Origin of the sequence: Microbacterium sp. AG1240, assembly GCF_003635115.1 — a bacterium.
GTDB lineage: Bacteria > Actinomycetota > Actinomycetes > Actinomycetales > Microbacteriaceae > Microbacterium.
On record NZ_RBXJ01000001.1, the window covers coordinates 192,775 to 217,206 of the forward strand.

At 69.3% G+C, this 24,432-nt stretch carries 19 protein-coding genes; 13 read left to right on the forward strand and 6 right to left on the reverse strand.

Annotated features, from left to right (window positions below):
* Nucleotides 1–114: 114 nt before the first annotated feature.
* Entirely contained in the window at nt 115–1,158 is a 1,044-nt protein-coding gene (locus DEU34_RS00920; protein WP_183042296.1) for a formylglycine-generating enzyme family protein, read from the reverse strand.
* Nucleotides 1,159–1,277: 119 nt separating this feature from the next.
* Here DEU34_RS00920 and DEU34_RS00925 point away from each other — a divergent pair, with 119 nt between their 5' ends.
* Genes DEU34_RS00925 through DEU34_RS16395 form a run of 4 tightly spaced genes read left to right on the forward strand, consistent with a single transcriptional unit; the run spans nt 1,278 to nt 4,564 of the window.
* The gene (locus tag DEU34_RS00925; RefSeq protein ID WP_121147995.1) at nt 1,278–2,303 is read left to right on the forward strand and encodes a LacI family DNA-binding transcriptional regulator; all 1,026 of its coding nucleotides are present in this window, start codon (nt 1,278–1,280) and stop codon (nt 2,301–2,303) included.
* 17 nt (nt 2,304–2,320) lie between these two features.
* Nucleotides 2,321–3,829 (forward strand): sulfatase, encoded by a 1,509-nt coding sequence (locus tag DEU34_RS00930; RefSeq protein WP_121147998.1) that lies wholly within the window; start codon nt 2,321–2,323, stop codon nt 3,827–3,829.
* Between the two features lie 28 nt (nt 3,830–3,857).
* Complete coding sequence (locus DEU34_RS00935; RefSeq protein WP_121148000.1) at nt 3,858–4,211, forward strand: YidH family protein; 354 nt, start codon at nt 3,858–3,860, stop codon at nt 4,209–4,211.
* Nucleotides 4,208–4,564 (forward strand): DUF202 domain-containing protein, encoded by a 357-nt coding sequence (locus DEU34_RS16395; RefSeq protein WP_259459988.1) that lies wholly within the window; start codon nt 4,208–4,210, stop codon nt 4,562–4,564. The genes DEU34_RS00935 and DEU34_RS16395 overlap by 4 nt, the downstream gene beginning before the upstream one ends.
* 26 nt (nt 4,565–4,590) lie before the next feature.
* On the opposite strand, the gene DEU34_RS00945 is transcribed toward DEU34_RS16395, so the two are convergent.
* Both DEU34_RS00945 and DEU34_RS00950 read right to left on the reverse strand, forming a co-directional pair.
* The gene (locus DEU34_RS00945) at nt 4,591–6,372 is read right to left on the reverse strand and encodes a sulfatase-like hydrolase/transferase (protein WP_121148002.1); all 1,782 of its coding nucleotides are present in this window, start codon (nt 6,370–6,372) and stop codon (nt 4,591–4,593) included.
* 2 nt (nt 6,373–6,374) lie between these two features.
* Nucleotides 6,375–8,027, reverse strand: a complete 1,653-nt coding sequence (locus DEU34_RS00950) for a sulfatase (RefSeq protein WP_259459989.1) — start codon at nt 8,025–8,027, stop codon at nt 6,375–6,377.
* Between the two features lie 117 nt (nt 8,028–8,144).
* On the opposite strand from DEU34_RS00950, the gene DEU34_RS00955 reads away from it, so the two are divergent.
* The 7 genes from DEU34_RS00955 to rocD all read left to right on the forward strand — a co-directional run bounded on the left by DEU34_RS00955 (nt 8,145) and on the right by rocD (nt 18,032).
* Entirely contained in the window at nt 8,145–9,689 is a 1,545-nt protein-coding gene (locus DEU34_RS00955) for an ABC transporter substrate-binding protein (RefSeq protein ID WP_121148007.1), read from the forward strand.
* Between the two features lie 51 nt (nt 9,690–9,740).
* Nucleotides 9,741–10,679 carry an ABC transporter permease gene (locus DEU34_RS00960; protein ID WP_121148009.1) on the forward strand — a complete coding sequence of 313 codons (939 nt, stop codon included), beginning with the start codon at nt 9,741–9,743 and terminating at the stop codon, nt 10,677–10,679.
* Nucleotides 10,676–12,436 (forward strand): dipeptide/oligopeptide/nickel ABC transporter permease/ATP-binding protein, encoded by a 1,761-nt coding sequence (locus DEU34_RS00965; RefSeq protein WP_121148011.1) that lies wholly within the window; start codon nt 10,676–10,678, stop codon nt 12,434–12,436. Before DEU34_RS00960 ends, DEU34_RS00965 begins: the two co-directional genes overlap by 4 nt.
* A gap of 5 nt (nt 12,437–12,441) precedes the next feature.
* Nucleotides 12,442–13,272 (forward strand): ABC transporter ATP-binding protein, encoded by an 831-nt coding sequence (locus DEU34_RS00970; protein ID WP_121149651.1) that lies wholly within the window; start codon nt 12,442–12,444, stop codon nt 13,270–13,272.
* The gene (locus DEU34_RS00975) at nt 13,269–15,734 is read left to right on the forward strand and encodes a glycoside hydrolase family 3 N-terminal domain-containing protein (RefSeq protein WP_183042297.1); all 2,466 of its coding nucleotides are present in this window, start codon (nt 13,269–13,271) and stop codon (nt 15,732–15,734) included. Before DEU34_RS00970 ends, DEU34_RS00975 begins: the two co-directional genes overlap by 4 nt.
* A 205-nt stretch (nt 15,735–15,939) precedes the next feature.
* Nucleotides 15,940–16,818, forward strand: coding sequence for a dimethylargininase (gene ddaH / locus DEU34_RS00980; protein WP_121148014.1), 879 nt, complete (start codon nt 15,940–15,942; stop codon nt 16,816–16,818).
* A complete protein-coding gene (gene rocD / locus DEU34_RS00985) occupies nt 16,815–18,032 on the forward strand; it encodes an ornithine--oxo-acid transaminase (protein WP_121148016.1) in 1,218 nt (405 codons plus the stop codon). Before ddaH ends, rocD begins: the two co-directional genes overlap by 4 nt.
* Nucleotides 18,033–18,099: 67 nt before the next feature.
* On the opposite strand, the gene DEU34_RS00990 is transcribed toward rocD, so the two are convergent.
* The 3 genes from DEU34_RS00990 to DEU34_RS01000 all read right to left on the reverse strand — a co-directional run bounded on the left by DEU34_RS00990 (nt 18,100) and on the right by DEU34_RS01000 (nt 21,978).
* On the reverse strand, nt 18,100–19,650 hold the full coding sequence (locus tag DEU34_RS00990; RefSeq protein WP_121148019.1) for a molybdopterin-dependent oxidoreductase: 1,551 nt from the start codon (nt 19,648–19,650) through the stop codon (nt 18,100–18,102).
* Between the two features lie 73 nt (nt 19,651–19,723).
* Nucleotides 19,724–20,401, reverse strand: coding sequence for a response regulator (locus tag DEU34_RS00995; protein ID WP_121148021.1), 678 nt, complete (start codon nt 20,399–20,401; stop codon nt 19,724–19,726).
* Nucleotides 20,398–21,978 (reverse strand): ATP-binding protein, encoded by a 1,581-nt coding sequence (locus DEU34_RS01000; RefSeq protein WP_121148024.1) that lies wholly within the window; start codon nt 21,976–21,978, stop codon nt 20,398–20,400. The genes DEU34_RS00995 and DEU34_RS01000 overlap by 4 nt, the downstream gene beginning before the upstream one ends.
* Nucleotides 21,979–22,115: 137 nt before the next feature.
* Between DEU34_RS01000 and DEU34_RS01005 the strand changes: the two genes are divergently transcribed.
* On the forward strand, nt 22,116–23,549 hold the full coding sequence (locus DEU34_RS01005) for a cation:dicarboxylate symporter family transporter (RefSeq protein WP_121148025.1): 1,434 nt from the start codon (nt 22,116–22,118) through the stop codon (nt 23,547–23,549).
* Nucleotides 23,546–24,403, forward strand: coding sequence for a CoA ester lyase (locus tag DEU34_RS01010; RefSeq protein ID WP_121148028.1), 858 nt, complete (start codon nt 23,546–23,548; stop codon nt 24,401–24,403). The genes DEU34_RS01005 and DEU34_RS01010 overlap by 4 nt, the downstream gene beginning before the upstream one ends.
* The last annotated feature ends 29 nt before the right edge of the window (nt 24,404–24,432 follow it).

The window sequence follows — 24,432 nt, forward strand, 5'->3', positions numbered from 1 at the left end:
GAGACGCCCCCGATCAGAGGCTATGAGTCCGACCCACGCGACCGGCGCCGATCGACAGATTGATCACCCGCGTTTCGCGGCCGGAGAGCACCGCTGGCGGGCCATCATGGCGGATCAGCGTCGCATCTCGTGCGCGTCGAGTGAGACGGTGCGGAAGCCCGCGTTGCCCATGGAGGAATCAGGCGTGTTCTGCGACCTCGCCGAATTCCGGTAGCGATTGCAATATGAGATGTGGCACAGGTAGCTGCCGCCGCGGAGGACACGGACGTCTCCCGCTGCAGGGCCCGGGGGGTTCGACGCGGGAGAGGCCCCGTAGTACGCCGCATCGAACGCATCGGCGCACCACTCCCAGACATTGCCGACGCACTGCCAGAGACCGAAGCCGTTGGGCTCGTACGAGCGGGCGGGGGCGGTCGTCAGGTACCCGTCGTCCAGAGAGTTCGTTCGAGGGAACTCGCCCTGCCAGATGTTCGCTCGCCAGGCGCCGCCGACGCCGGGCTCGTCGTCGCCCCAGGGGTACTTCGCACCGCCGAGACCGCCGCGCGCCGCGTACTCCCACTCGGCCTCGGTCGGCAGGCGGCGTCCCGCCCACGCGCAGTACGCCTGAGCGTCGTTCCACGACACGTGCACGGCCGGGTGCTCGCCGAGCCCTTCGAGCGAGGACTTCGGCCCTCCCGGGTGCGCCCAGTCGGCGCCGCGCACGCCCAGCCACCAGGGTGTTCCGGGCGGCTGACCCAAGATGTCCGCCGGTGAGGCGGCGAGCGCAAGGTGGAAGACGGCGGAGAACCCGAATCTCTCGGCCTCGGTGCGGTACCCGGTCGCGGCGACGAACCGGGCGAACTCCTCGTTCGTCACCGTGGTCGCATCGATCGAGAACGTATCGATTGCGACCTCGTGGAGGGGGCTCTCGCCATCGCCCGGGTTGCGGTCGCCCGAAGAGTCACCCATCACGAACACCCCCGCGGGGATGCGCACCTGCGGCACGAGGCGTGTGCCGGAAGCGTCGGCATGCGGGACCGTCTGTTCGGCATCGCGCCGGCCGATCGAGAGCAGCGAGCCGCGCGGCGGTGCTCCGCACGCGCAGGCGCCCCCTGACTCGCTCGCGCATCCGGCGTCGGCTCTCCCACTGTCGGATTCACGGTCATCCGGGCTGATCATCCCTCAATTCTAGGTCGCGCGCGAAGAGGAAGGGGTGGAGGATCCTTGACTCAAACGATTGAATCGATAGTCTGAGTCCGTCGCATCAGGGCGGCGAGACAGTGGCGGGAGGGCGCGCAATGGGTCGACCCACAATGAAAGACGTCGCCCGTCTGGCGGGCGTATCGGTCTCGACCGTCTCGTATGCGCTCAACGAAACGAGCACCATCGCGCTCGCGGACGACACGAAGGCCCGCGTCCGCCGAGCGGCACGAGAGATCGGCTACGTGCCGAACGGTGTGGCCCGATCGCTCAGATCGCAGGCCAGCCGCACCGTCGGTATGGTGCTCGGCAAGCCGCTCGCCAGCCCCCGCTACGCCGCGATCGCCGGTGGGTTGGCGAGCGGACTCCGCGAGCGCGGGTTCCGGCTCGCGGTGATCGACGAGCCGGATGCCGCGACCGCCGTCGATGAGGTGCGCGGGCGGCTCCTCGACGGCCTCGTCTTCGTTGGCCACGACGACCAGGGGGTGCCCGACGATCTCTCCCGAGCCGTCGTCGAGCATCACGTGCCATTCGTCGCCGTCGACTGCGCATCGCCCGCGGATGCCGCGTACGCGAGTGTCGACTTCGACTACGCGGTGGGGGTGCAGCAGGCCCTGGCGGACATCGCTCGCCGCGGCGTCGAGCACGTGCTGTACGTACGCCCCGACATCGACTCCGCCGCCGAGAGCATGCGGGCGAGTGCGATCGTCGCCGCGGAACAGGAGCACCCGGGGGTTCGGGTGCATCCCTTCTCGAGCGGACTCGGGCCCGCGGCGCTGTCTCGGCTGGATGCCGATCGCACGGCCTGGCCTGCGCGGTCGCGCGAGCTCGCGGAGCGGATCGTCGAGGCGCTCAGCGGCTTCGGTGCTGCGTCGTCGGCCGTCCTGTGCGCATGGGGGGCCGACGCCGAGCCCGCATACCGGGCCGCGAGAGAGGCCGGCTCGCACGTGCGAGTCACCGCGCTGGCGGCGGGATCGCTGTCGGAGGGCCTCTGGCCGGGTCTCGCCTACTCCCGCCTCCCGCTCGAGCGGGCGGGGCGCGAATCTGCTCGTCTCGTGACCTCGCTGAGTCACGACGAGCCCGAGCGCATTCTTCTCACGCCCGAACTGACGACACACGAATGAACCGAACGAGGACACCGATGCCCCCCACGAACATCATCTTCATCATGTCGGACGACCACGCCGCGCACGCCATCTCGGCCTACGGCAGCCGTGTGAACAGGACACCCCACCTCGACCGCATCGCTCAAGAGGGCATGCGTATGGATGCCGTCTACTGCACGAATTCGATCTGCAGCCCGTCGCGAGCATCGATCCTGACGGGCACGTACAGTCACGTCAACGGGGTCTCGTCGATCTGGACTCATCTGGACTACCGCGTGCCGACCTTCGTCGAGGTGCTGCACGACCGCGGCTACAAGACGGCGATGTTCGGGAAATGGCATCTTGGCGAGGAGGGGGTGTCGCTACCGCGTGGGTTCGACACCTGGAAGATCTTCCCCGGGCAGGGCGACTACGTCGACCCCGAGATGATCGACGAGAGCGGCACGGCGGTCGTCCCCGGCTACGCCACCGACATCGTCACCGACCTGTCCATCGAGTGGATAGACAGCCTCAGCGCGGACGAGCCGTTCGCGATGATGGTGCATCACAAGGCTCCCCACCGTCCGTGGATCCCCGATGAGAAGCACGCGCACCTCTACGCCGACGGAACGATTCCCGAACCCGACACGTTCTTCGATGATCACGCTACGCGCAGTCAGGCCGTCCGTGGCGTGCACATGACCATCGCCGACGACATGGGAGCCGACGACCTCAAGACCGAGGTGCCCGATCACCTGCGTGGCCCGCAGAACCGCGAGGCGCGGATGCGGTGGAAGTATCAGATCTACATGCGCGACTACCTGCAGTGCGTGCAGTCCATCGACGACAACGTGGGCCGTCTGCTCGACCATCTCGACGAGCGGGGTCTCGCCGAGAACACGATCGTCGTGTACACGTCCGACCAGGGATTTTTCCTCGGCGATCACGGCTGGTTCGACAAGCGTCTGATGTTCGACCCGTCGTTGCAGATGCCGATGCTCGTGCGGTGGCCGGCCGAGATCGCCCCCGCCAGCCGGAGCGAGGCCATCATCACGAACGTCGACTTCGCGGCGACCTTCCTCGACGCCTGCGGGGTCGATGCGGCCGAGGGCCTCCCCACCTCGCAGGGGCGGAGCTTCCTCCCTCTCCTGCGAGGCGAGCAGGTCGAAGACTGGCCGGATGCGGCGTACTACCGCTACTGGGAGCATGACGACCCGATCCACTCCGCGCCCGCCCACTACGGCATTCGCACGGCAGGCTACAAGCTCATCCGCTACTACGGTGCGGGCCTGGATGTGCCCGGTGCGTCGAAGCGTCTCTTCGAGGCGGAGTGGGAGCTCTACGATCTCGGAGTCGACCCCGACGAGATGCGCAACGTCGCCGACGATCCTGCGTACGCCGAGACGCGGGCGATGCTGGAGGAGAAGCTGGGACAGTACCAGCGCCACTACGGCGACGAACCCTACGGCGGACCGGGAACGCCGCATCCGCAGTGGGGTCCTTACGACGCCACGGTGCTCCGACGGGTCGAGGCGTACGCTGCGCGGATCAGGTCGACGAGTTGATCCCGCCCTCCCTGCCGGAGCGCCGTCCATGACCCGCTTTCCAAGATCGGTGTACCGCCGTGGCGACGAACCCGACGCGCGGTTCAGCCTCGCTAACGAGCGCACCTTTCTCGCCTGGGTTCGCACATCGCTCGCACTCCTCGCCGCGGGCGTAGCCCTGGAGGCGCTCGAGGTGCCGATCTCGCCCGGGTTCCGCCTCGCCGCGGCTCTCGTCTTCGTCGCGCTCGGCGTGCTCGCTGCCGTTCAGTCCTGGGTGGGTTGGCTGCGCACCGAGGCCGCCCTCCGCGAGAACCGAGCCCTGCCCGCCCCGACCGGCGGACTTGTCATCGTCATCGGGGTCGTCGCCGCGGTCATCCTTCTCGCCCTCGGCTTCTTGCTATGAGCACTCCGACCGAGACGCCGTTCGACCCCGGACTCCAGCCGGAGCGGACTCTCTTGGCCTGGCGGCGCACCTGCCTCGCCCTGGCGGTCGGGTGCGCCGTGATGGTGCGCTTCGCCGGCGACGCCATCGGCGTGTGGGCGGCTCTTCTGGGGGTCGTGGGGATGGCAGCTTCAGGCATCGCGTATGTTCGCGCGGCAGGCCGCTACCGACGCGCCCATGATCGTCTGGCTCGTGACGGCAGGCTGCCCGGCGACGGCTCCACCCTGGCGTTGATCGCCCTTGCGCTGGTGGTCATGGGTGCATCCGCGGCGACGTTCGTCGTCGGAGTCGGAGTGGAGCGGATGTTGCGCTGACCCGCGTCCGCGGACGAAGGCGGTCGTCAGGGAGCCCCCGTCCCGTCGTCGCGCGAGGCTCGACGACGGGCGGCATCGAGGTCGCGGTCGAGGTCGCGAAGGGTCTGCGCGCTGATCCCGGCGCGGCCAGCGATTGTCAGAATGCTCGCGCCCCGACCCAGGCCGATCATCTCGGTGTGGACGAGATCGGGCGCGTAGCGCGCGACGACCTCGCGGCGGGCGGGTTCGGACAGGACGTCGGCCAGAGGCAGCGTGAGCAGGTCGCGGGCAGCCAGGTCGCTTTCCCTCGGGAGAGGCTCGGCGATGCTCAGGGCGCGCTCGCGGTCGGCCCGCGCGCGGAGATGGACGTGCTCCGCCTCGCCCGCGGCCGGCAATCCCAGGCGGGTGAACTGGCTGGCGGGGGCGTCGTTCCGACGCATGAGATCCACCAGGAGCTGCGCCATGCGCAACTCTGTCTGGTCATCGACGACCGGATCGAGCTGGGCGGGATCTGTGGCGAGGTCGAAGAGCATGGTGCCGTGACCCCAGGAATTGAGCCAGCCCGTCGGGCTGTCCACGCGCAGCGTACGCAGTCCTTTCGTGAACGAGAATGCCTCTGCCGGTTCCCAGGACGCCAACTCGTCGACGGAGAACCGCGCGCGCATCCTGGTCGGCATGAGCGTGTACTCCTCCAGAGGCCGATTGCTCGCATCCTCGGCGGCGCGCATGTAGACGAACCGGCCATCGGTGACGTTGACGTGACCCCCGTGCACACCGAAGAGTGCGCCGTCGTGCACGGGGGCATCGGCGGTCAGCGGCAGGCCCTGCATGTCATCCGGCCGGCGGACGCCGAAGAAGTCCAGGAGTGTCGAGGGGATGTCGATCGTCTGTGCAAGTCGTTCATCGCGCTCACCCGCGCGCCGTTCGCGGGGGTCCCACAGGTACATCGGCACGTGCACGAGCTCGTTGAACCAGGGCATGACGCCCTTGGCCCACCAGCCATGCTCGCCGAGCAGGAAGCCATGGTCGGTGTTGACGATCAGCATGGTGTCGTCCCACATCTCGTGGGCATCCATGGCATCAAGAACGCGCCCGAGGGAATGGTCGCACTGGTCCAGCAAGGCGAGGTATTCGTCGCGTACTCGTTCGACGTGATTGTCGTCCTCAAGAACCTTGCGGTAGGCCGGCCAGTCAGAGGAGGCGTTGGGGTCGAGGCCTCGCGCGGACCGGAACCTCTCGGAGGCGAAGAACGGCTCGTGAGGATCGAACAGCTCGATCTGCAGCATCCACGAATCGGCCTCGGCGTTCGTCTCGAGGAACTCCAACCCGGCATCAACCGTGCGGGTCTGCGAGTGTGTCGCCTCCGTCGCCATGTGGCGCCGATTCACCTCATCCTGCGTACGCATGCGCTGCGGAGGAGGCAGCCGGATATCGTGCGCCCCGACGACACCCTTCCACGGGTCGCCCTCCTGGCCGCGGAGGAACTCCCATGTCGAGAACCGGGTGTGGTATGTCGCGCCGCCATCCTCCCAGTAGTGCACGTGGTCGGAGGCCAGGTGGGTGTGCACCCCGTTTTTGCCAAGAATTTCCGGCGCAGAGTCGTCGAAGGGCTCGAGCGGACCCCACCCGCGGTGGAGGAAGTTGTGCCGGCCGGTGTGCATCTCACGTCGCGCGGGCATGCAGGGCATGGAGCCGGCGTAGAACCGGTCGAAGGCCACGGACCTCGACGCGAGCCTCCGGAACTGCGGCAGGTCGGCGGGGGCCGCGTCGACGAACGGGGGCACCATGCGGCGATTGAGGCTGTCGAACATGAGAACGATGGCGCGCATGATCAGGAGCCTTCCGTAGTGATGGCCGACGGCAGGCGCACCTCTGCGCTGGGGGCATAGCCGAGGCGCCATGCGCCGACCCACACCTCCGCGTCGCGCGGAGGCGTGAAGGGCCCGGTGTACAGGTGCCAGCGGCGTCCGTCGGGCAGCGGTGCTCCCGTCTGCATCTCGAGTTTGCTCCGCTCGCGAGCGGCTACCGGGGGTGAAGTGGTCCAGGCGATGGATGACCCCGGCGTATCGCAGGCGACGGTGACCAGGTCGGCGTCGGACCTCGCAACCGGCGTCGAAGTCGGGCGGGAGGCTCCGCCGGGCCGCCACTGCGCGAGGAGTTCCGTCTCGGGCACCACGCCGAGATCCGGATGCGTGCTCCGCCACGCGTCGAGCGCGCCACGGAGTCGCTCTCGCACCGGATGGTGGGCGGGATCATCGATGAGGTTGCGTGTCTCGTGCGGGTCGTCGGCGATGTCGTAGAGCTCCTCCGCCGGGCGACCCGCAGACACGAGGGAGCGCTGAGGATCAGTGAGGAGTGCGGGAACGTGACCGAGCGACAGCATCTCACCCTCTTCGTGGGCGAGTCGTCGCAGCTCGTTCCAGGTACCCACGTGGTCGGGGTAGTGGTTGTACTGCATCGCGGAGCGGTCCGGGTGGATGTTCACGGTGTAGCGGTACCGCTGGTCGCGCACGGTCCGGACGGTGTCCTCCTGTGCGTCCATGCGGTCGCGCGCGCCGTATGCGTATGGTGCGGCGGCGAGCGGCTGCCCGTCCGGCGAGAAGAGGGGCACCCCGTGCATATGGGCGGGCACGCTCAGGCCTGCGGCGTGCATCATCGTCGGGGCGAGGTCGAGCATCTGGACGACCTCGGGTCGGTGGCTTCCCGGGGCGATCTTCCCGGGCCAGCGCACCAGCAGCGGCACGCGCAGGCCCGCTTCGCTGGCCCATCGCTTGGCGCCGGGAAAGCTCGCGCCGTGATCGCTCCAGAACACGACGAGCGTTTCGTCGGTGAGGCCGTCCTCGTCGAGCTGGTCGAGGATCCCGCCCACCCAGACGTCCATCGCCATCACCAGGTCGTAGTAACGGGCCCACGACGCACGCGTCGCGGCGGTGTCGGGGTGGTACGGCGGCACGGGAACCTCGGAAGGGTCGGTCCGTTCCTCCGCGGAAAGAGTCGCGGTGGCTTCCGCGTGCATCGCGTCGCCATAGATGCGTGATTCGTGGGTGATCAGGCTGTGGAACGCGGCGAAGAACGGCGCCCCCTCGGGGCGGTCGCGCCAGTGCGCCGTTGCGGAGCAGTCGTCGAACGCTGTCGGAGGGGTCTCGACCTGGAAATCGGTGAACCAGTTGTTGGTCGTGTAGTAACCCGCCGCGCGGAAGTACTCCGCGAGCAGGCGGGTCTCGGGCGGAGGGACGGCCTTGGTGCGCATGTGCATGGTGCCGATCGCCGTCGGATAGCAGCCGGTCATGATCGCCGATCTCGACGGCGCGCAGACGGGGGCCGCGGCGAACGCCTGATCGAAGCGGACACCCTGACGAGCGAGCTCATCCAGGCGCGGAGTGGGCGGCACTTCGGCTCCTGGCCAGAGATCGGAGTAGGGCCCGATATGAGGGTTGATGTCGTGGGTGCTGATCCACACGATGTTCGGCGACGTCATCGTCATCCTCCAGAATCTAGCGTGTTGCCAAAACTACTGAACGCTATTTAGTATTACAAGCGCTTGCACCGCACACAGCACCGTGTGTTCACGCCTCCCCACAACGACGTCGTAGGAGTCCTCATGCGAATCACCCGACCACTGGCCCTCTTCGCCGCCGCGGCCGCCGCCGCGATGGTGCTTTCCTCGTGCAGTGGAGGTGAGTCTGCTCAGCCTCAGAATGCGAACGGAACCTCTACCGCGCCGCTCCTGACCATCGGCTCGCTGCAGGAACCCTCCAGCTGGGATCCGGCTCAGGCGAACGAGGGGCACCTCGCACCCGTCTACCAGTCGGTCTACGACACGCTCATCAAGCGCGAGCCCAACGGCGACCTCAGCCCCATGCTGGCCACGGAGTGGTCCATGGGCGACGACGGACTCTCGCTCGATCTCGAGCTGCGCGACGACGTCACGTTCACCGACGGCACGCCCTTCGACGCCGAAGCGGTGAAAGCCAACATCGAGCACTTCCAGACGGCCAACGGCCCGCTCCAGAGCAACCTCGCGAGCATCGCCTCCGTCGAGGTGGTCGACGCCGACTCCGTCACCCTCGTGCTCGGGTCGCCCGACCCCGACCTGGCGTCGAACCTCTCCAACGCGGGCGGGTACATGGCCAGTCCTGCGGCACTCGACTCTCCCGATCTTGCCGCGTCTCCGGTCGGGTCCGGGCCCTACGTTCTCGACGCGAGCGGATCGGTCGTCGGTTCGACGATCAAGCTCACCCGCAACGACGACTATTGGGGAGACCCGCTGCCCTTCGACGCCGTCGAGTTCCGCATCCTTCCGGACGAGACTGCTCGCTTGAACGCCTTGACCTCGGGGCAGATCGATACCGCGTCGCTGAACCGCGCGGCATCCGCTCTGCAGGCCCAGGGAGCAGGGTTGAACGCGCCCGACGCGTATTCGGTCAACTGGGGCGGCATCCTCTTCTTCGATCGCGACGGCGCCCTTGTGCCCGAGCTGGCGGACGTGCGAGTGCGCGAGGCTCTCGCAATAGCCATCGACGGACAGGCTTTGGTCGACGTCGGCTGGGAGGGACTCGGGCAGACCACGTCCCAGGTCTTCGGTCCCGACACCGACGGATACGACGAGTCCCTCGAGGATGCCTACGCCTACGACCCGGAGCGGGCGAAGGATCTGCTCGCCGCCGCAGGAGCGGCCGACCTTCGGATCACCCTGCCCATCAGCCCCGTCTTCGAACCCGTCATCTACGACGCCATCATCCAGAACTGGGAGGACATCGGCGTGACTGTCGACCGCCACCAGTGGGGGCCGGGTGAAGCCGTGCCGTCGATGCAGCGGGGTGAGTTCCCGCTGGCGTTCATGAACCTCGCTCAGCGGCCCGACTGGAACACGACGCAGTTCCTCCTCGCCCCTGACGCGCCGTGGAACCCGCTCGGCTCGACCGACCCCGAGCTCGAAGCGCTGATCGCGCAGTACCCGCTCGCGGACGAGGCCGGACAGGCCGCGGTATCGCGGGAGATCAACGAGTGGGTCGTTGAGAACGTCTGGTTCGCTCCCGTCATGCGGCCCGACAACTTCATCTTCTTCGGCAACACCATCACCGTGGAGCCGCAGGTGCAGCAGGCCGTGCCGTCCATCTACAACTACTCGCCGAGCGGAAACTGAGCCGAGGCGGGGGCCTGCGTGCGGGCCCCCGCCTCCGTCGGAGACAACCCCATGCCCTTCCTCCTCAAGCGTCTCGCCTCGGCGGTTTCGCTCGTCTTCGCGACGTCCCTCATCGTCTTCCTGTTGCTTTCGCCCGCGTTCGATCAGGTGGCGAGCAACGTGCTGGGCGAGAATGCCAGCCTCGAGCAGGTCGAGCAGCTGAACTCGACCCTGGGCTTCGACCGGCCGGTCTTCGTCCAGTACTTCGACTGGCTCGGTGGGGCACTCACCGGCGACCTCGGCCAGTCGCTCTTCACGACGCAGTCGGTGTGGGGAGCGCTTGCGACCCGCATGCCGGTGACGATCGCCCTCGTCGTCCTCGTGACCCTGCTCAGCGGGATCATCGGGTTCGCCGTCGGTGTGCTCTCGGCTGTCAAGCGCGGGTGGGTGGACAAGACGCTCCAGTTCGTCACCACCCTCGGCGACGCGCTGCCCGCGTTCATCATCGCCCTCTTCCTCGTGACGATCTTTGCGATCCAGCTCGGATGGTTGCCCGCCACCGGGTATACCGACCTCACCGTCAACCCCGCGGCCTGGGCGCGCAGCCTGACGCTGCCCGTCGCGGCGCTGACGATCGTCGCCGTCGCCGGTATCGCCCAGCAAGTACGCAGCGCGATGATCTCCGCGCTCGGACAGGATTACGTCAGAACACTTCGCAGCCGCGGCCTCTCCGAGGTGCGGGTGGTGCTCGTGCACGTGCTGCGGAACGCCTCCACGACCGGTCTGACCGCTCTCGCGGTGCAGGTGGTGGGAATTCTCGGCGGCGCCGTGGTCATCGAGCAGATCTTCGCCATACCCGGGCTCGGCAGTCTCGCGATCGAGGCTTCGGTGCGTACAGACGTGCCTCTCGTGCTGGGCACGGTGCTCGCGTACGTCGTCATCGTCGTCGTCGTCAATCTGCTGGTCGACCTCGCCGTCGCCTGGCTCAATCCGAAAGTGCGGCTCTCATGAGTCAGACAACAACCATCGTGGCCGCGGCCCGACGCACTCGGCCGGGGGCATTCCACCGGTTCTTGCGCAATCCGCTCGGTGTTTCTGCGTCGATCGTGCTGCTCATCATCATCCTCGGCGCTGCGGCGGCTCCTTTCCTGCCGCTCCCCGATCCGAGCCTCGTCGAACTCCGGCAGGCGATGCAGGATCCGAGCGCCGCCCATCTGCTCGGGACCGACGCCTCCGGGCGCGACGTGCTCAGCCGGCTGCTCTGGGGTGCCCAGATCAACCTCGCCGGTGCTGCCCTCGCCCTCGTCGTCGCCCTCGTGGTCGGGCTTCCGACCGGACTGATCGCCGGATATTACGGGGGGCGGTTCGACGCCGTCGCCAACTGGGTGAACAACCTCAACATGGCCCTCCCCGGCATCGTCCTGCTCCTCGCCGTGAGGGCCGTCGCCGGGCCATCGGTATGGGTCTCCATGGCCGTCTTCGGTGTGCTGCTCGCCCCGGGGGTCTTCCGTATCGTCCGCGCAGCCGTTCAGAGCGTGCGCGGGGAACTGTACGTCGATGCGGCCCGGGTGGCCGGACTCGGCGACGGGCGCATCATCGGTCGCCATGTGCTGACCGTCGTGCGCGCTCCGGTCATCATCCAGTCGGCACGTCTGGCGAGCATCGCCATCTCCGTGCAGGCAGGCCTGGAGTTCCTCGGTATCACCGACAGCTCGGTGCCTTCCTGGGGTGGCATGCTCAACGAGGGGTTCCGCCGCATCTTCGTCTCGCCCACGCTCGTCCTCTGGCCGAGCCTCGCTATCGGGCTGACGACGATGGCGCTGATCCTTCTCGGCAACGCCATGCGCGATGCTCTCGAAGACCGCGGTGGCGGCAAGGCGGGAAAGGCCGGGCGCCCGACGCCGGCCGAGCCCGGTGTTATCGCCGCGCGACCCGAGGAGGCGCTGCTGTCGGTGCGCGACCTCGAAGTCAGCTACGGCGTCGGCGACGATCAGAACACGGTCGTGCACCATGTTTCGCTCGACGTGGCGCCCGGTGAGGTGCTGGGTCTGGTCGGAGAATCCGGCTCAGGGAAGACTCAGACGGCGTTCTCCGTACTCGGGCTCCTGCCCGAGGGTGGGTGGGTCTCGCGAGGTTCGATCCTCCTCGACGGTGTGGAGCTGACACAGCTCGACGCGTCGCGTCGCCGCCAGCTGCGCGGGTTCGACATCGCGTACGTTCCGCAGGAGCCCTTGAGTAATCTCGACCCCAGCTTCCGAATCGGCCGGCAGCTGACCGAGCCCCTGCGCGCGCGGCTGAAGATGTCGCGAAGCCAGGCTCGCAAGCACGCTCTCGACCTGCTGGCGCGAGTCGGCATTCCCGATCCCGAGGCCACGTTCCGGGCCTACCCCCACGAGATCTCCGGCGGGATGGCGCAGCGCGTACTCATCGCCGGGGCGGTGGCGGGCAAGCCCAAGCTGCTCATCGCAGACGAGCCGACGACCGCTCTCGATGTCACCGTTCAGGCCGAGGTACTCGACCTGCTCCGCGACCTGCAGCGCGAATCGAACATGGCCGTGCTGCTCGTTACGCACAACTTCGGCGTCGTAGCCGACATCTGCGACCGGGTCGCGGTGATGCAGCACGGCCGCATCGTCGAGACGGCCGACGTCGACACCATCCTCCGCCGGCCTGTAGAGGCCTATACAAAGACACTGCTCGCGTCGATGCTCGACGAGGGCCCCGTGCGCACCTACGTGCCGGCGACCAGTGAGGAAGACCCCTCGTGAGCGATATCGCGCCACTTCTCACAGTCGAGGACGTTCACGTCGTCTTCGGCAGCGGTCGCAAGGCCTTCACCGCTCTGAACGGGGTGTCCCTCGACATCCGTCCCGGAGAGACGATGGGGTTGGTGGGCGAATCGGGCTCGGGGAAGACGACGATCGGGCGAGCCATCCTGGGCCTCGTCGCTCCCACCCAGGGCACGATCACCTTCGACGGTCGCGATATCACCCGTCTCCGAGCGGCCGAGCGGCGATCGCTCGCTCGCGACGTGCAGGTCATCTTCCAAGATCCGTACTCGTCACTGAACCCGTCGATGACCGTGGCCGACATCCTCGCCGAGCCGCTGCTCATTCAGGGGTGGACCCGCCGAGACGCCTACGCGCGCATCCGCGAGCTGCTCGACCGCGTCGGGCTGCCCGGCGATGCCGATCGACGCCTGCCGAGAGAGTTCTCCGGCGGGCAGCGTCAGCGCATCGCGATCGCCCGGTCGATCGCGCTGGGGCCCAAACTGATCATCTGCGACGAGCCCGTCTCGGCGCTCGACCTGACCACGCAGGCGCGCGTGCTCGACCTGCTCGTCGAGATCCAGGAGGCGACGGGAGTGGCCTACCTCTTCGTCTCGCACGATCTCGGGGTCGTTCGCCACATCAGCCATCGCGTGATGGTCCTCTACCGGGGCGATGTCGTGGAGGAGGGCGAGGTGGATCAGGTGACCGCTCGACCTGCCCATCCCTATACGCAAAGGTTGTTCATGTCCGCCCCGGTGGCCGATGTCGCGCTGCAGCGCGCCCGGCGTGAAGAACGACGCCTGCTCGTGGCGAAGAAGGAGGACCGAACATGACGTCGGCGCTGACCGTCACCACCCCGTCGCGCCACAGCGACGGAACCGTGTATCGCGACCTCAACGGCAATGGGGTGATGGATCCCTTCGAGGACCCCCGGCTCTCGGTGGCGGAACGGGTCGACGATCTGCTCTCGCGCATGTCGCTGGCTGAGAAGGCCGGACTCATGGTGCAGTCGGTCGTGAGCGTGACGATCGACGGCACGGTCGACGGCGTGCCCTTCTCCGATCGGCGTCCGACCGCTCGCGAACTCGTCGAGACACGCCTGGTAACCCACCTGAACGTGCACCAGATCCCCGAACCGCGCATCATGGCGCGCTGGGTCAACGAGGTGCAGAAGCTGGCCGAACGAGGCCCGCACGGAATCCCCGTGACGGTATCGACCGATCCTCGACACTCGTTCACCGAGAACTCGGGCGCCTCGTTCTCAGCGGATCACCTCTCCGCGTGGCCCGAACCGCTCGGTCTCGGAGCTCTGGGTGACGAGGCGGCCGTCCGCGAGTTCGCGGCCATCGCCCGCCAGGAGTACCTCGCCCTCGGCATACGATCGGCGCTGCATCCCACGCTCGACGTATCCACGGAACCGCGCTGGCCCCGGCAGTACAGCACCTTCGGCCAGAACGCCGAGGTCGTCGCGCGTCTCGGACTGGCTTACATCGACGGGTTCGAAGGGGATGCGCAGCTGACTCCGACGGGGGTCGCCTGCATGGCGAAGCACTTCCCCGGCGGTGGGCCGCAGCGTGACGGCGAGGACCCGCACTTCCCCTACGGCAAGGAGCAGGACTACCTGGGCGGCATGTTCGAGTATCACCTCGAGCCCTTCCGCAAGATCATCGAGCGAGGGGTGCCCGCGATCATGCCGTCCTACGGTGTGCCCATGGGACTCGTCCTGGACGGCGAGCCGATCGAGGAGGTCGGGTTCGGATTCAACCGTCAGATCCTGACCGGGCTGTTGCGTGAAAAGCTGGGGTTCGACGGCGTGATCTGCACCGATTGGGGGCTCGTCACCGAGTCGCGTATCGGGGACCGCCGCCTTCCACCGCGCGCGTGGGGGGTTGAACACCTGAGCGAGCTCGAACGCGTCGAGAAGATCCTTGCGGCCGGAGCGGACCAGCTGGGCGGCGAGGAGAGCCCGGAATGGATCATTTCGCTGGTGGAGTCGGGGCGTGTGACCGAATCGCGCATCGACGAATCCGTGCGACGGCTGTTGAAGGTCAAGTTCGAGCTCGGGCTCTTCGAGAACCCATACGTCGACGAAGATGCTGCTGCCCAGCTGGTGGGTACGGCCGAGTCTCGGGCGGCGGGTCAGCGGGCGCAGAGTCGATCCAGCGTGGTTCTCGCCAATGGGTCGGGATCATCGTCGGTGCTGCCGCTGCGGCGCGGTGCCAAGGTCTTCGCTCCGGAGATGGATGCCCCCGCGTTGTCGGGGGGCGGGCTGAAGCCGGTGGGCGATCCGGTGGATGCCGAGGTCATCATCCTCCGCGTGCGCGCACCGTTCGAGCCTCGCGATCGTTACATGCTCGAGTCGTCGTTCCACGCCGGGTCTCTCGAGTTCGCGCCGGAGGTCGAGCAGCGCTTGCGGGTCTTGAGCGCGTCGGCGCCCGTCGTGCTGGTGGTGCATCTCGACCGTCCGGCGATCCTCGAGCCGCTGCTGCCGCACTGCGCGGCGGTCCTCGCAGAATTCGGGGCGTCGGATGCTGCGGTGCTGGACGTCCTCCTGGGTCGAACCCCCGCGGAGGGTTCGCTCCCCTTCGACGTCCCGCGTACGGCTGCGGCGGTGGTGACGTCGCGCCCCGACGTGCCGGGCGACCTCGTGAGCCCTCTGTTCGTGGCGGGGCAGCCCAGCGCCCCGGTGAAGAGACGCGCGGGCAAGCGGACCTATGCGCAGGGCAGGGAGAGTCAGGACCTCATCCTCGAGACCGCGCTCGAGGTCATCGAGCGCAAAGGGTACAGTGCGACCTCGTTACGCGACATCGCGGCGGAAGTGGGGATGACGCAGGCGGGTCTGCTCCACCACTTCGGAACGAAGGAGAATCTGCTGGTCGAGGTGCTCCGCCAGCGCGACATCGTCAACCGCCGGAATCTCGCGCCATCGCCCGGGGATGCGCCGATGACCATCCGGGCCGCCCGGCACAATACCCACGCGCCCGCGCTCGTCCACCTGTACACCGCGCTCTCGGCGGCAGCTGCAGACCCTTCGCATCCCGGGCACGAGTTCTTCCTCCGTCGCGAGGTCGAGGTACTCGCCAGCATGCGACGTGACATCGAGGCGCGTCAGTTGGCGGGGAGCTTCCCCGCGGATGTAGACGCGGCGCAGGTCGCCCGAGTGTTCTTCGCGCTCTCCGACGGGTTGCAGGCGCAATGGGGTGTCAACCCGGAGGTCGACCTCGCCGGCACGATCGAGTGGTTGTGGAACCAGTTCACCTCGCGCGGCAACACCTCTGACGCCCCGCCAGAGTGATGCCCCGAGCGGGTCTGCCCGGAATCGGGTGGCCTCGCCGCGGTCCGCCTCGTCTCTCGGTGTCGGAGGGGAGAGGGTGCAGAATGGATGCGGCGTGCCCGGGTCTGTCTGTCCCCTTCGCTCTCGTCGAGAGTGGAGGTGGAGAGCCGCCGGGCCCCAGGACAGCGTCCGCCGCCCCTTGCTACACGCACAGTCGAGGAGCCCCATGTCCACGAACGAAACCGCCGCCCCCTCCGCTCCGGCTGAGCGCACCGCGCAGCACCGCCGGTACCTCATGTGCCGGCCCCAGCACTTCACGGTCAGCTACAGCATCAACCCGTGGATGGAGCCGAGCCGCCCGACCGACACCGACGTGGCGCTGCGCCAGTGGCGGACGCTCTACGACACCTACCTCGCGCTCGGTCACGAGGTCGAGCTCATCGACCCGCTCGAGGGCCTGCCCGACATGGTCTACACCGCCAACGGTGGCTTCCTCATCGACGGCATCGCCTACGGCGCGAAGTTCCGTTTCCCCGAGCGCGCGGCCGAGGGGCCGGCGTTCATGGACTGGTTCCGCGACAACGGCTACACCGTCGCCGAGCCCGTCGAGGTCAACGAGGGCGAGGGCGACTTCCTGCTCGTCGGCGACACGATCCTCGCCGGCACCGGGTTCCGCTCGACAGGCGACAGCCACCGCGAGGTGGGGGAGGTCTTCGGCAAGGAGGTCGTGTCGCTGACGCTGACCGACCCGCGCTTCTACCACCTCGACACGGCGATCTCGGTGCTCGACCCCGTGCAGGGGGCCGGGGGAGTGGAGCGGGCGAACATCGCCTACCTGCCGAGCGCGTTCGACGAGGTGGGCCGCGGCATCCTCGCCGAGCGCTACCCGGATGCGATCCAGGTCGACGACGCCGACGGCGCGGTCTTCGGGCTCAACTCCGCGAGCGACGGCCGCAACGTGCTGATCTCGCCCCGGGCGAAGGGCTTCGAGGCGCAGCTGCGCGAGCGCGGCTACAACCCGGTGCTGATCGACCTGTCCGAGCTGCTGCTCGGCGGAGGCGGCATCAAGTGCTGCACCCTCGAACTGCGCGGCGGCTCGCGATGATCACCTCGACCGACACCGGAACCCTCCGGATCATCACGGCGGAGGACGAGCACCTGGCGCACAACTACCACCCCCTGCCGGTGGTCATCTCGCGCGGCGAGGGCGCGTGGGTCACCGACGTCGAGGGCAAGCGCTACCTCGACCTGCTCTCGGCGTACTCCGCGCTCAACTTCGGTCACGGCCACCCCGCGATCCTCGCCGCGGCTCGCGAGCAGCTCGACCGGCTCACGCTGACCAGCCGGGCGTACCACAACGACCGACTCGGACCCTTCGCCGCAGCTCTCGCCGAGCTGTGCGGCAAAGACCTCGTGCTGCCGATGAACACCGGGGCCGAGGCGGTCGAGACGGGCATCAAGGTCGCCCGCGCCTGGGCGTACCGCGTCAAGGGCGTCGCACCGGATGCGGCGAAGATCATCGTCGCGAACGGCAACTTCCACGGCCGCACGACGACGATCGTCGGCTTCAGCGACGATCCCGTCGCCTATGAGGGCTTCGGCCCCTACGCCCCGGGCTTCGTGCACGTGCCGTTCGGCGATGCCGCGGCGATCGAGGCCGCGATCGACGAGAACACCGCCGCCGTGCTGATCGAGCCGATCCAGGGCGAGGCGGGCGTGGTCATTCCGCCCGAGGGATACCTCCGCGCCGTGCGGGAGCTCTGCACCGCGCGCGGCGTGCTGTTCATCGCCGACGAGATCCAGTCGGGGCTCGGCCGGGTCGGCACGACCTTCGCCTGCGATCGCGAGGGCGTCGTTCCCGACGTCTACCTGCTGGGCAAGGCGCTGGGCGGCGGCATCCTGCCGCTGTCGGCCGTCGTCGCGAACCGCGACGTGCTGGGGGTCATCCGACCGGGCGAGCACGGCTCGACCTTCGGCGGCAACCCGCTCGCCGCAGCCGTCGGCCTGCAGGTCGTCGAGATGCTGGCGTCGGGGGAGTTCCAGACGCGCGCGGCGGCCCTCGGTGAGCACCTCGCCGCCAGGCTCGAGGCCCTCCTGGGGCACGGCGTGACCGCGGTGCGCGTCGCCGGCCTCTGGGCGGGTGTCGACATCGATCCCGCCGTCGGTACCGGGCGCGAGGTGGCCGAGCGGATGCTGGCACGCGGCGTGCTCGTCAAAGACACCCACGGGCAGACGATCCGCCTCGCCCCGCCGCTGGTGGTGCGGGGCACAGAGCTCGACTGGGCCGTCGAGCAGCTGCGCCACGTCCTCTCGGTCTGACGCGCAGCATCCGCCCGCCCTGCCCGCCGGAACCGCTCGACGAGGGGCGTGCGGTCTCGCGCAGGAGTCAGCGCACGTTGACCTCGACCGAGTGCCAGCCCGTCGCACCATCGGGTACGACATCAGCGCGGTCGGGGGTCTGGGTCTCGCCGTCGGAGTTCGTCGCGCGTACGGTCAGCCGGTGGGTGCCGGATGCTGCCTGCCACGGCAGGCTCCACTGCACCCAGGTGTCGTCGCTGATGGCCGAGGCCAGGGTGGCCTGCTGCCACTCGCCGTCGTCGATCTGCACCTCGACGCCGGAGACCCCCACGTGCTGCTGCCACGCGACTCCGGCGATCACGGTGTCGCCGGCGGTGAGCGAGGTGCTGCGGCGAGGCACGTCGATGCGCGACTCGAGCTTGATCGGTCCGCGCTCCGACCAGCCGCGGTCGGTCCAGTACGACGTCGCCGCGTCGAAGCGGGTCACCTCCAACTCGGTCACCCACTTCGTGGCCGAGACGTATCCGTACAGACCGGGCACGACCATCCGCACGGGGAAGCCGTGCTCGGTCGGCAGCGGCTCTCCGTTCATGCCCACGGCGAGGATCGCGTCGCGGTCGTCGGTGAGCGCCTCGATCGGCGAGGAGGCCGTGAATCCGTCGATCGAGCGGGAGAGCACCATGTCGGCGTCGGCGCTCGGGCGGGCGCGAGCGAGCAGTTCGCGGATCGGATAGCCCAGCCACACCGCGTTGCCGATGAGGTCGCCGCCGACCTCGTTCGACACGCAGGTCAGCGTGGTGATGCTCTCCTCCAGCGGTAGGGCGACGAGCTCATCCCAGGTGAGCGTGACCTCCCGCTCGACCATGCCGTGGATGCGCAGCGACCAGTCGGAGGTCGACACCTGGGGAACGACCAGTGCGGTGTCGATGCGGTAGAAGTCCGCGTTCGGGGTGATGACCGGTGCGAGACCGTCGATCCCGAGCTCGGCCCCCGCGGCCACCGCGGGCGCGCGCGAGGCGGGCGTCGGCAGGCGGATCGCGTCGCGGGCCGCGGTCACGGCCTGAGCGCCCGCACGCACCGCGCTGCCGGCGATCGCGAGCACCACGCCGGCCGCGGTGACCGCTCCCGCCCAGACGAAGAAGCCGCGGCGGCCGGGATCGGCGGGGCCGTCGTCGGTGCGCGATACCGCCTCCTGCGACCGCACCGCCGAACGGGCCAGGTAGCGGATCGCGATCGCGCCGATCGCACCGGCCAGTGCCGCGGGGAACCAGGAGGCGACGGAAGCGTCGGGGCGGGTGGCGGCGACCACCGCGCCGCCGATGCCGATGGCGAGCACGAGGAAGCGGCCCCAGGGCGGGCGGCGCGCCTCGAGAACCCCGGCGCCGGCGGCCAGGATCGCGGCCACGACGCCGATGCCGACGAGGAGCGCGATCTTGTCGCTCGTGCCGAAGAGCGCGATGGCGGTGTCTTTGGCCCACGAGGGCGCGAGGTCGATCATCGCGCCGCCGACCGCGGCGAACGGGCTCGATGCCGGGGCGACGAGCCCCGCGACGAGCTCGCCCGCACCCGCGGCGAGCGCGACCGAAGCCACGCCGGCGAAGGCGGGCAGCAGAGGAGAAGGCCGGGTCACGACGGGCATGCGCTCAGCGTACGTCCGTCGGAGGGACGAGCGGATGCTGCGGGGCGAGCCCCCGGCGGCTTCTCAGGCGGGCTCAGCGCGTCCAGGCGTAGGCGATCTCCGGGCGGCCGGGACCGCCGTAGCGCGACTCGCGCCGCGCGCGTCCGGTGTCGGCGAGGTGCTCGAGATAGCGGCGGGCGGTGACGCGGGAGATCCCCTCGGCCTCCGCCACATCGGTCGACGACAGCGGACCGGCCGCTCGTCGCACGCGCTCGGCGACGACGGCGAGCGTCTCGTCGGAGAGACCCTTCGGCAGCGGGGCGGGCGCGGCGCGGAGCGACCCGAGGAGGGCGTCGACCTCCGACTGCGTCGTGCTCCCGGCCGCGCGTTCGAGCCCCTCGACGTACGTGCGGTAGGCGTCGAGGCGATCCCGGAAGGCCGCGAAGGTGAACGGCTTGATCAGATAGTGCACGATCCCGGCCGACACCGCGGCCCGAACGTTGTCGGAGTCGCGCACCGCGGTGACGGCGATGACATCGACCCGCGATCCGGCCGCGCGCAGGTGGCGCACGACGTCGAGACCCCCGCCGTCGGGCATCGTCATATCCAGCAGCACCAGGTCGATCGCGCGGGCCGGGTCGGTGAGGGCGGTCATCGCGGCTCGGGCCCCGGCCGCCTGGCCGACCACGACGAATCCCTCGACGCGCTCGACGTAGGCGGTGTGCAGTTCGACGGCGAGAGCGTCGTCGTCGACGACGAGCACCCGGATCACGGGGCGGCCCGCCCCACCGTCACGGTCACCGTCGTCGGGTCGGTGGTGATCGAGATGGTTCCGCCCCGCGCCGTGACGACATCGCGCAGGAGGGCGAGCCCGACCCCGCGCGACCCCACGGCGTCGGCACCCTTCGTCGAGGCGCCGAACGCGAAGGGGTCGTCGAGGGAGGGATCGAAACCGGTGCCGCTGTCGACGACGACCAGTTCGATCATGTCGGCGCGGGCGTGCAGGCCCAGTCGCGCCCAGGCCGGCCGGGGGCCCGCGTTCGCCGCATCCAGCGCATTGTCGACGAGGTTGCCGATCACCGTCACCGTCTCGGCGGCGGAGAAGGGAAGGTGCGGGGTCGGTTCGTCCACGTCGAGGTCGAGATGCACGCCGTGCTCCGCGGCGTCGTCGAGCTTGCCCAGGAGCAGCGCCAGCACGACGGCGTCGTCGCTCCCGGCCACCAACCGGTCCGCGAGTCCTTGCCGCCCCTCGGTCGATTCGATGATGAGGCGTCGCGCGTCGTCGACGCGGCCGAGTTCGAGCAGGGCGAGCACGGTGTGGAGGCGGTTGCCGTGCTCGTGGGTCTGCGACCGCAGGGTCTCGGTGAGCTGACGCACGCCGTCGAGCTCGCCGATGAGGGCCCGCAGCTCGGAGCGGTCGCGGAGGGTCATGACCCGCCCGCGCTGGCCGGCGCGCTGCCCGGTGAGATCGCGCGCCTCCTCCTGGTTCACCAGCAGCACGCGCTCGCCGTTGGCGATGGTCTCCTCGACGACGCGTCGCCCGCTCAGCAGGGCGTCGCGCAGTGCGTCGTCGACCACGAGGTCGGCCGGATCGACGTCGATCAGACCCGATCGGGCGGGCGGCAGGTCGAGCAGGTCGGCGGCCTCGTCGTTGTACATGCGGATGCGGCCCGAGGCGTCGGTGACGATGAGTCCCTCGCGGATGGAATGCAGCACGGTCTCGTAGTTCTCGACCATGCGGCCGAGCGCTTCGGGGGTCAGCGTGCCGGTCACGCGCCGCGCCGAGCGGCGCACGAACAGGGCGCCCAGCACCCCCAGCGAGACGATCGCCGCCGATGCCGCGACGATCAGGGGCACGCGGGGGGCGAGCTCGGCCTCGACCGAGCCGAGGGTCTCTCCGACCGAGAGCAGCCCCACGATCTCGCCGCCGTCGCGGACGGGCACGATCGTTCGCATCGACGGCCCGAGCGTGCCCTCGTAGACCTCCGTGAAGCTCTCACCGGCGAGTGCCTCTTCTCGCGAGCCGAGGTACGGGCGGCCGATCTCGGCCGGGTCGCGATGGGTCAGGCGGGTGCCGTCGGGTGTCATGAACGTGACGAAGGACAGGTGGGCTTCGTCCATCACCGCCTCGGCGAACGGCTGCAGGGCCTCCGAGTCGCGGGCGCGCACGAGCCCGGGAACGCCGGGATCACGCGACAGCGTCTCGGCGAGCGCGCTCGTGACCGCCGCCGTCTCGCGCCGGCCGGAGTCGGACAGCTGGAACGCCAGGATGGCGGCCAGGGCGCCGGCGAGGACGAGCACGGCGGCGAGGGCGGCGAGGGCCAGACGAGCGCTGAAGCTCAACTGCATCCATCCACCTCCTCGTCCGAACTGCCGAGAACAATACGACCACAACTCCGACCCGGCGCTCCGCCGGAGCACAGTCGTTGCATCGCCGGCCCTTCCCGTCGGCGCGACAACGTCGTCAGAAAGAGGGATGGACGATCATGGCCTTCTCACTCCGCACCACCCGCGACGGCCGCATCCGCCGTCGGATCGACCGCAATCACTGGCTCTACATCGCCGTCATCGTGGCCGTGGCCCTCGGCATCATCGTCGGTCTGACCGCCCCCGGCATCGCGGTGCAGCTCGAACCCATCGGCAAGGCCTTCGTCAACCTCATCAAGATGATGATCGCCCCGGTCATCTTCTGCACGATCGTCGTGGGCATCGGTTCGATCGCGAAGGCGGCCACCGTCGGCAAGATCGGGGGCCTGGCGATGATCTACTTCCTGATCATGTCGTCGTTCGCCCTGGTGATCGGGCTCGTCGTGGGCAACGTCATCCACCCCGGTGAGGGGCTCGACATCGGCTCGTCGAGCTACCAGGTCGAGGGCGAGGCGAAGAGCACGACCGACTTCGTGCTCGGCATCATCCCGACCACGTTCTTCTCCGCTTTCACCGGCGGCAGCATCCTGCAGGTGCTCTTCGTGGCGCTCCTCGTCGGCTTCGCGCTGCAGGCCATGGGTGAGCGCGGCGCGCGCATCGTGGAGTCGGTGCGCAGCTTCCAGGTGCTGGTGTTCCGCATCCTCGGCATGATCCTCTGGCTCGCCCCGCTCGGAGCGTTCGGCGCGATCGCCGCCGTCGTCGGCAAGACGGGCGTGCAGGCCATCTTCAGCCTCGGCATCCTGATGTTCGCGTTCTATCTCACCTGCTTCCTCTTCATCTCGATCGTGCTCGGCACGCTGCTGCTCGTCGTCGCGCGGATCAACATCTTCCAGCTGATGAAGTACCTCGCCCGCGAATACCTGCTCATCGTCGGCACCTCATCGTCGGAGGCCGCGCTCCCGCGCCTCATCGCGAAGATGGAGCACCTCGGCGTCACGAAGCCCGTCGTCGGCATCACGGTGCCCACCGGGTACTCCTTCAACCTCGACGGCACCGCGATCTACCTGACGATGGCGTCGCTGTTCATCGCCAGCGCGATGGGTCAGCCGATGGCCCTCGGCGAGCAGATCGGCCTCATGGTCTTCATGATCATCGCGTCGAAGGGTGCCGCGGGGGTCACCGGAGCGGGACTCGCGACACTCGCCGGCGGTCTCCAGGCCTACCGCCCCGACCTGGTCGACGGCGTCGGTGTGATCGTGGGGATCGACCGCTTCATGTCGGAGGCCCGCGCCGTCACCAACTTCACCGGCAACGCGGTCGCCACCGTGCTCATCGGCACCTGGACGAAGCAGTACGACGCCGACCGCGGCCGCGAGGTGCTCGCCGGCCGGCTGCCCTTCGACGAGGCGATGCTCACCGGTGACGGACACGGCCCGGCCGCCGCGGCGGCGCAGGACGTCGCCGCCGGCGACGAGGTCACCGTCGACACGCAGGCTCTCGACGCGTTCCGCGCCCGGGCCGCCTCGGGCGCCGCGCCGAAGGGCGACGCGTGAGTTCGACGATCACGGGCGCTGCGGTGGGGGTGGAGTCATCCGCTTCCACCGCGGCGCGGGCCGCCGTCGTGGAGTTCGCCCACGCGCGCACCTGGCTGCTGCGCTCGCCGCTCATCGCCGCGGCCGAGTGCCCGGCCGACGTGCTCGTCCTCGACCTCGAAGACGGCCTCCCCGCCGCGCGCAAGAGCGAAGGGCGCGACAGGGCGCTGCGGATGCTTCGCGGCCCCGCCGCCGGCGCCTGGTTGCGCATCAGCCCGCCCGGCACGGCCGACGGCCTCGCCGATCTCGATCTGTGCCGGCGGGCCGGTGACGCCCTCGGGGGTGTCGTGCTCGCGATGTGCGCCGGGCCCGACGACGTCGAGCGCGTCTCGGCCGCTCTCGGCGACGGGGTGCCCGTCGTGCCGATGATCGAATCGGCGGCGGCGCTGCTGGCCGCCCCGACGATCGCCGCGCACCCCCGCACCGCCCGTCTCGCGTTCGGCACGGGCGATTTCCGCCGCGACACGGGGATGGCCGCCGATCGGATGGCGCTGGCGTGGCCGCGTGCGCAGCTAACCGTCGCGAGCGCCGCCGCGGGCCTGCCCGGTCCGATCGACGGGCCGTGCGGAGAGGTCGCTGCGGCCCGGGATGCCGCCGACCACGCGCTGGCGATGGGCTTCACGGGCACGCTCGCTCTCGACCCGGCCGCCGTCGACGACGCGCACGCGGGCTTCACCCCCTCTCCCGCGGCCATCGCGCAGGCCCGCGAGCTCGCCGAGGCCACACCTACGGGCGACGTCGACGGCTCGTACGCCCCCGCGCTCGCCCGGGCGCGCGCCCTGCTCACCCGCGCAGCCGCGCTGGGCGCTCTCTAGCGCGGCGGCCCGGCCCGCAGCATCCGTTC

What these genes read in the sequence shown, in the direction of transcription:
- DEU34_RS00945 (WP_121148002.1), bottom strand. Translation starts at nt 6,372, where the DNA reads ATGCGCGCCATCGTTCTCATGTTCGACAGCCTCAATCGCCGCATGGTG.
- DEU34_RS01000 (WP_121148024.1), bottom strand. Translation starts at nt 21,978, where the DNA reads ATGCAGTTGAGCTTCAGCGCTCGTCTGGCCCTCGCCGCCCTCGCCGCC.
- DEU34_RS00960 (WP_121148009.1), top strand. Translation starts at nt 9,741, where the DNA reads ATGCCCTTCCTCCTCAAGCGTCTCGCCTCGGCGGTTTCGCTCGTCTTC.
- DEU34_RS00955 (WP_121148007.1), top strand. Translation starts at nt 8,145, where the DNA reads ATGCGAATCACCCGACCACTGGCCCTCTTCGCCGCCGCGGCCGCCGCC.
- DEU34_RS00950 (WP_259459989.1), bottom strand. Translation starts at nt 8,027, where the DNA reads ATGACGATGACGTCGCCGAACATCGTGTGGATCAGCACCCACGACATC.
- DEU34_RS00925 (WP_121147995.1), top strand. Translation starts at nt 1,278, where the DNA reads ATGGGTCGACCCACAATGAAAGACGTCGCCCGTCTGGCGGGCGTATCG.
- DEU34_RS00990 (WP_121148019.1), bottom strand. Translation starts at nt 19,650, where the DNA reads ATGCCCGTCGTGACCCGGCCTTCTCCTCTGCTGCCCGCCTTCGCCGGC.
- DEU34_RS00930 (WP_121147998.1), top strand. Translation starts at nt 2,321, where the DNA reads ATGCCCCCCACGAACATCATCTTCATCATGTCGGACGACCACGCCGCG.
- DEU34_RS00920 (WP_183042296.1), bottom strand. Translation starts at nt 1,158, where the DNA reads ATGATCAGCCCGGATGACCGTGAATCCGACAGTGGGAGAGCCGACGCC.
- rocD (WP_121148016.1), top strand. Translation starts at nt 16,815, where the DNA reads ATGATCACCTCGACCGACACCGGAACCCTCCGGATCATCACGGCGGAG.
- ddaH (WP_121148014.1), top strand. Translation starts at nt 15,940, where the DNA reads ATGTCCACGAACGAAACCGCCGCCCCCTCCGCTCCGGCTGAGCGCACC.
- DEU34_RS00965 (WP_121148011.1), top strand. Translation starts at nt 10,676, where the DNA reads ATGAGTCAGACAACAACCATCGTGGCCGCGGCCCGACGCACTCGGCCG.
- DEU34_RS16395 (WP_259459988.1), top strand. Translation starts at nt 4,208, where the DNA reads ATGAGCACTCCGACCGAGACGCCGTTCGACCCCGGACTCCAGCCGGAG.
- DEU34_RS00975 (WP_183042297.1), top strand. Translation starts at nt 13,269, where the DNA reads ATGACGTCGGCGCTGACCGTCACCACCCCGTCGCGCCACAGCGACGGA.
- DEU34_RS00935 (WP_121148000.1), top strand. Translation starts at nt 3,858, where the DNA reads ATGACCCGCTTTCCAAGATCGGTGTACCGCCGTGGCGACGAACCCGAC.
- DEU34_RS01005 (WP_121148025.1), top strand. Translation starts at nt 22,116, where the DNA reads ATGGCCTTCTCACTCCGCACCACCCGCGACGGCCGCATCCGCCGTCGG.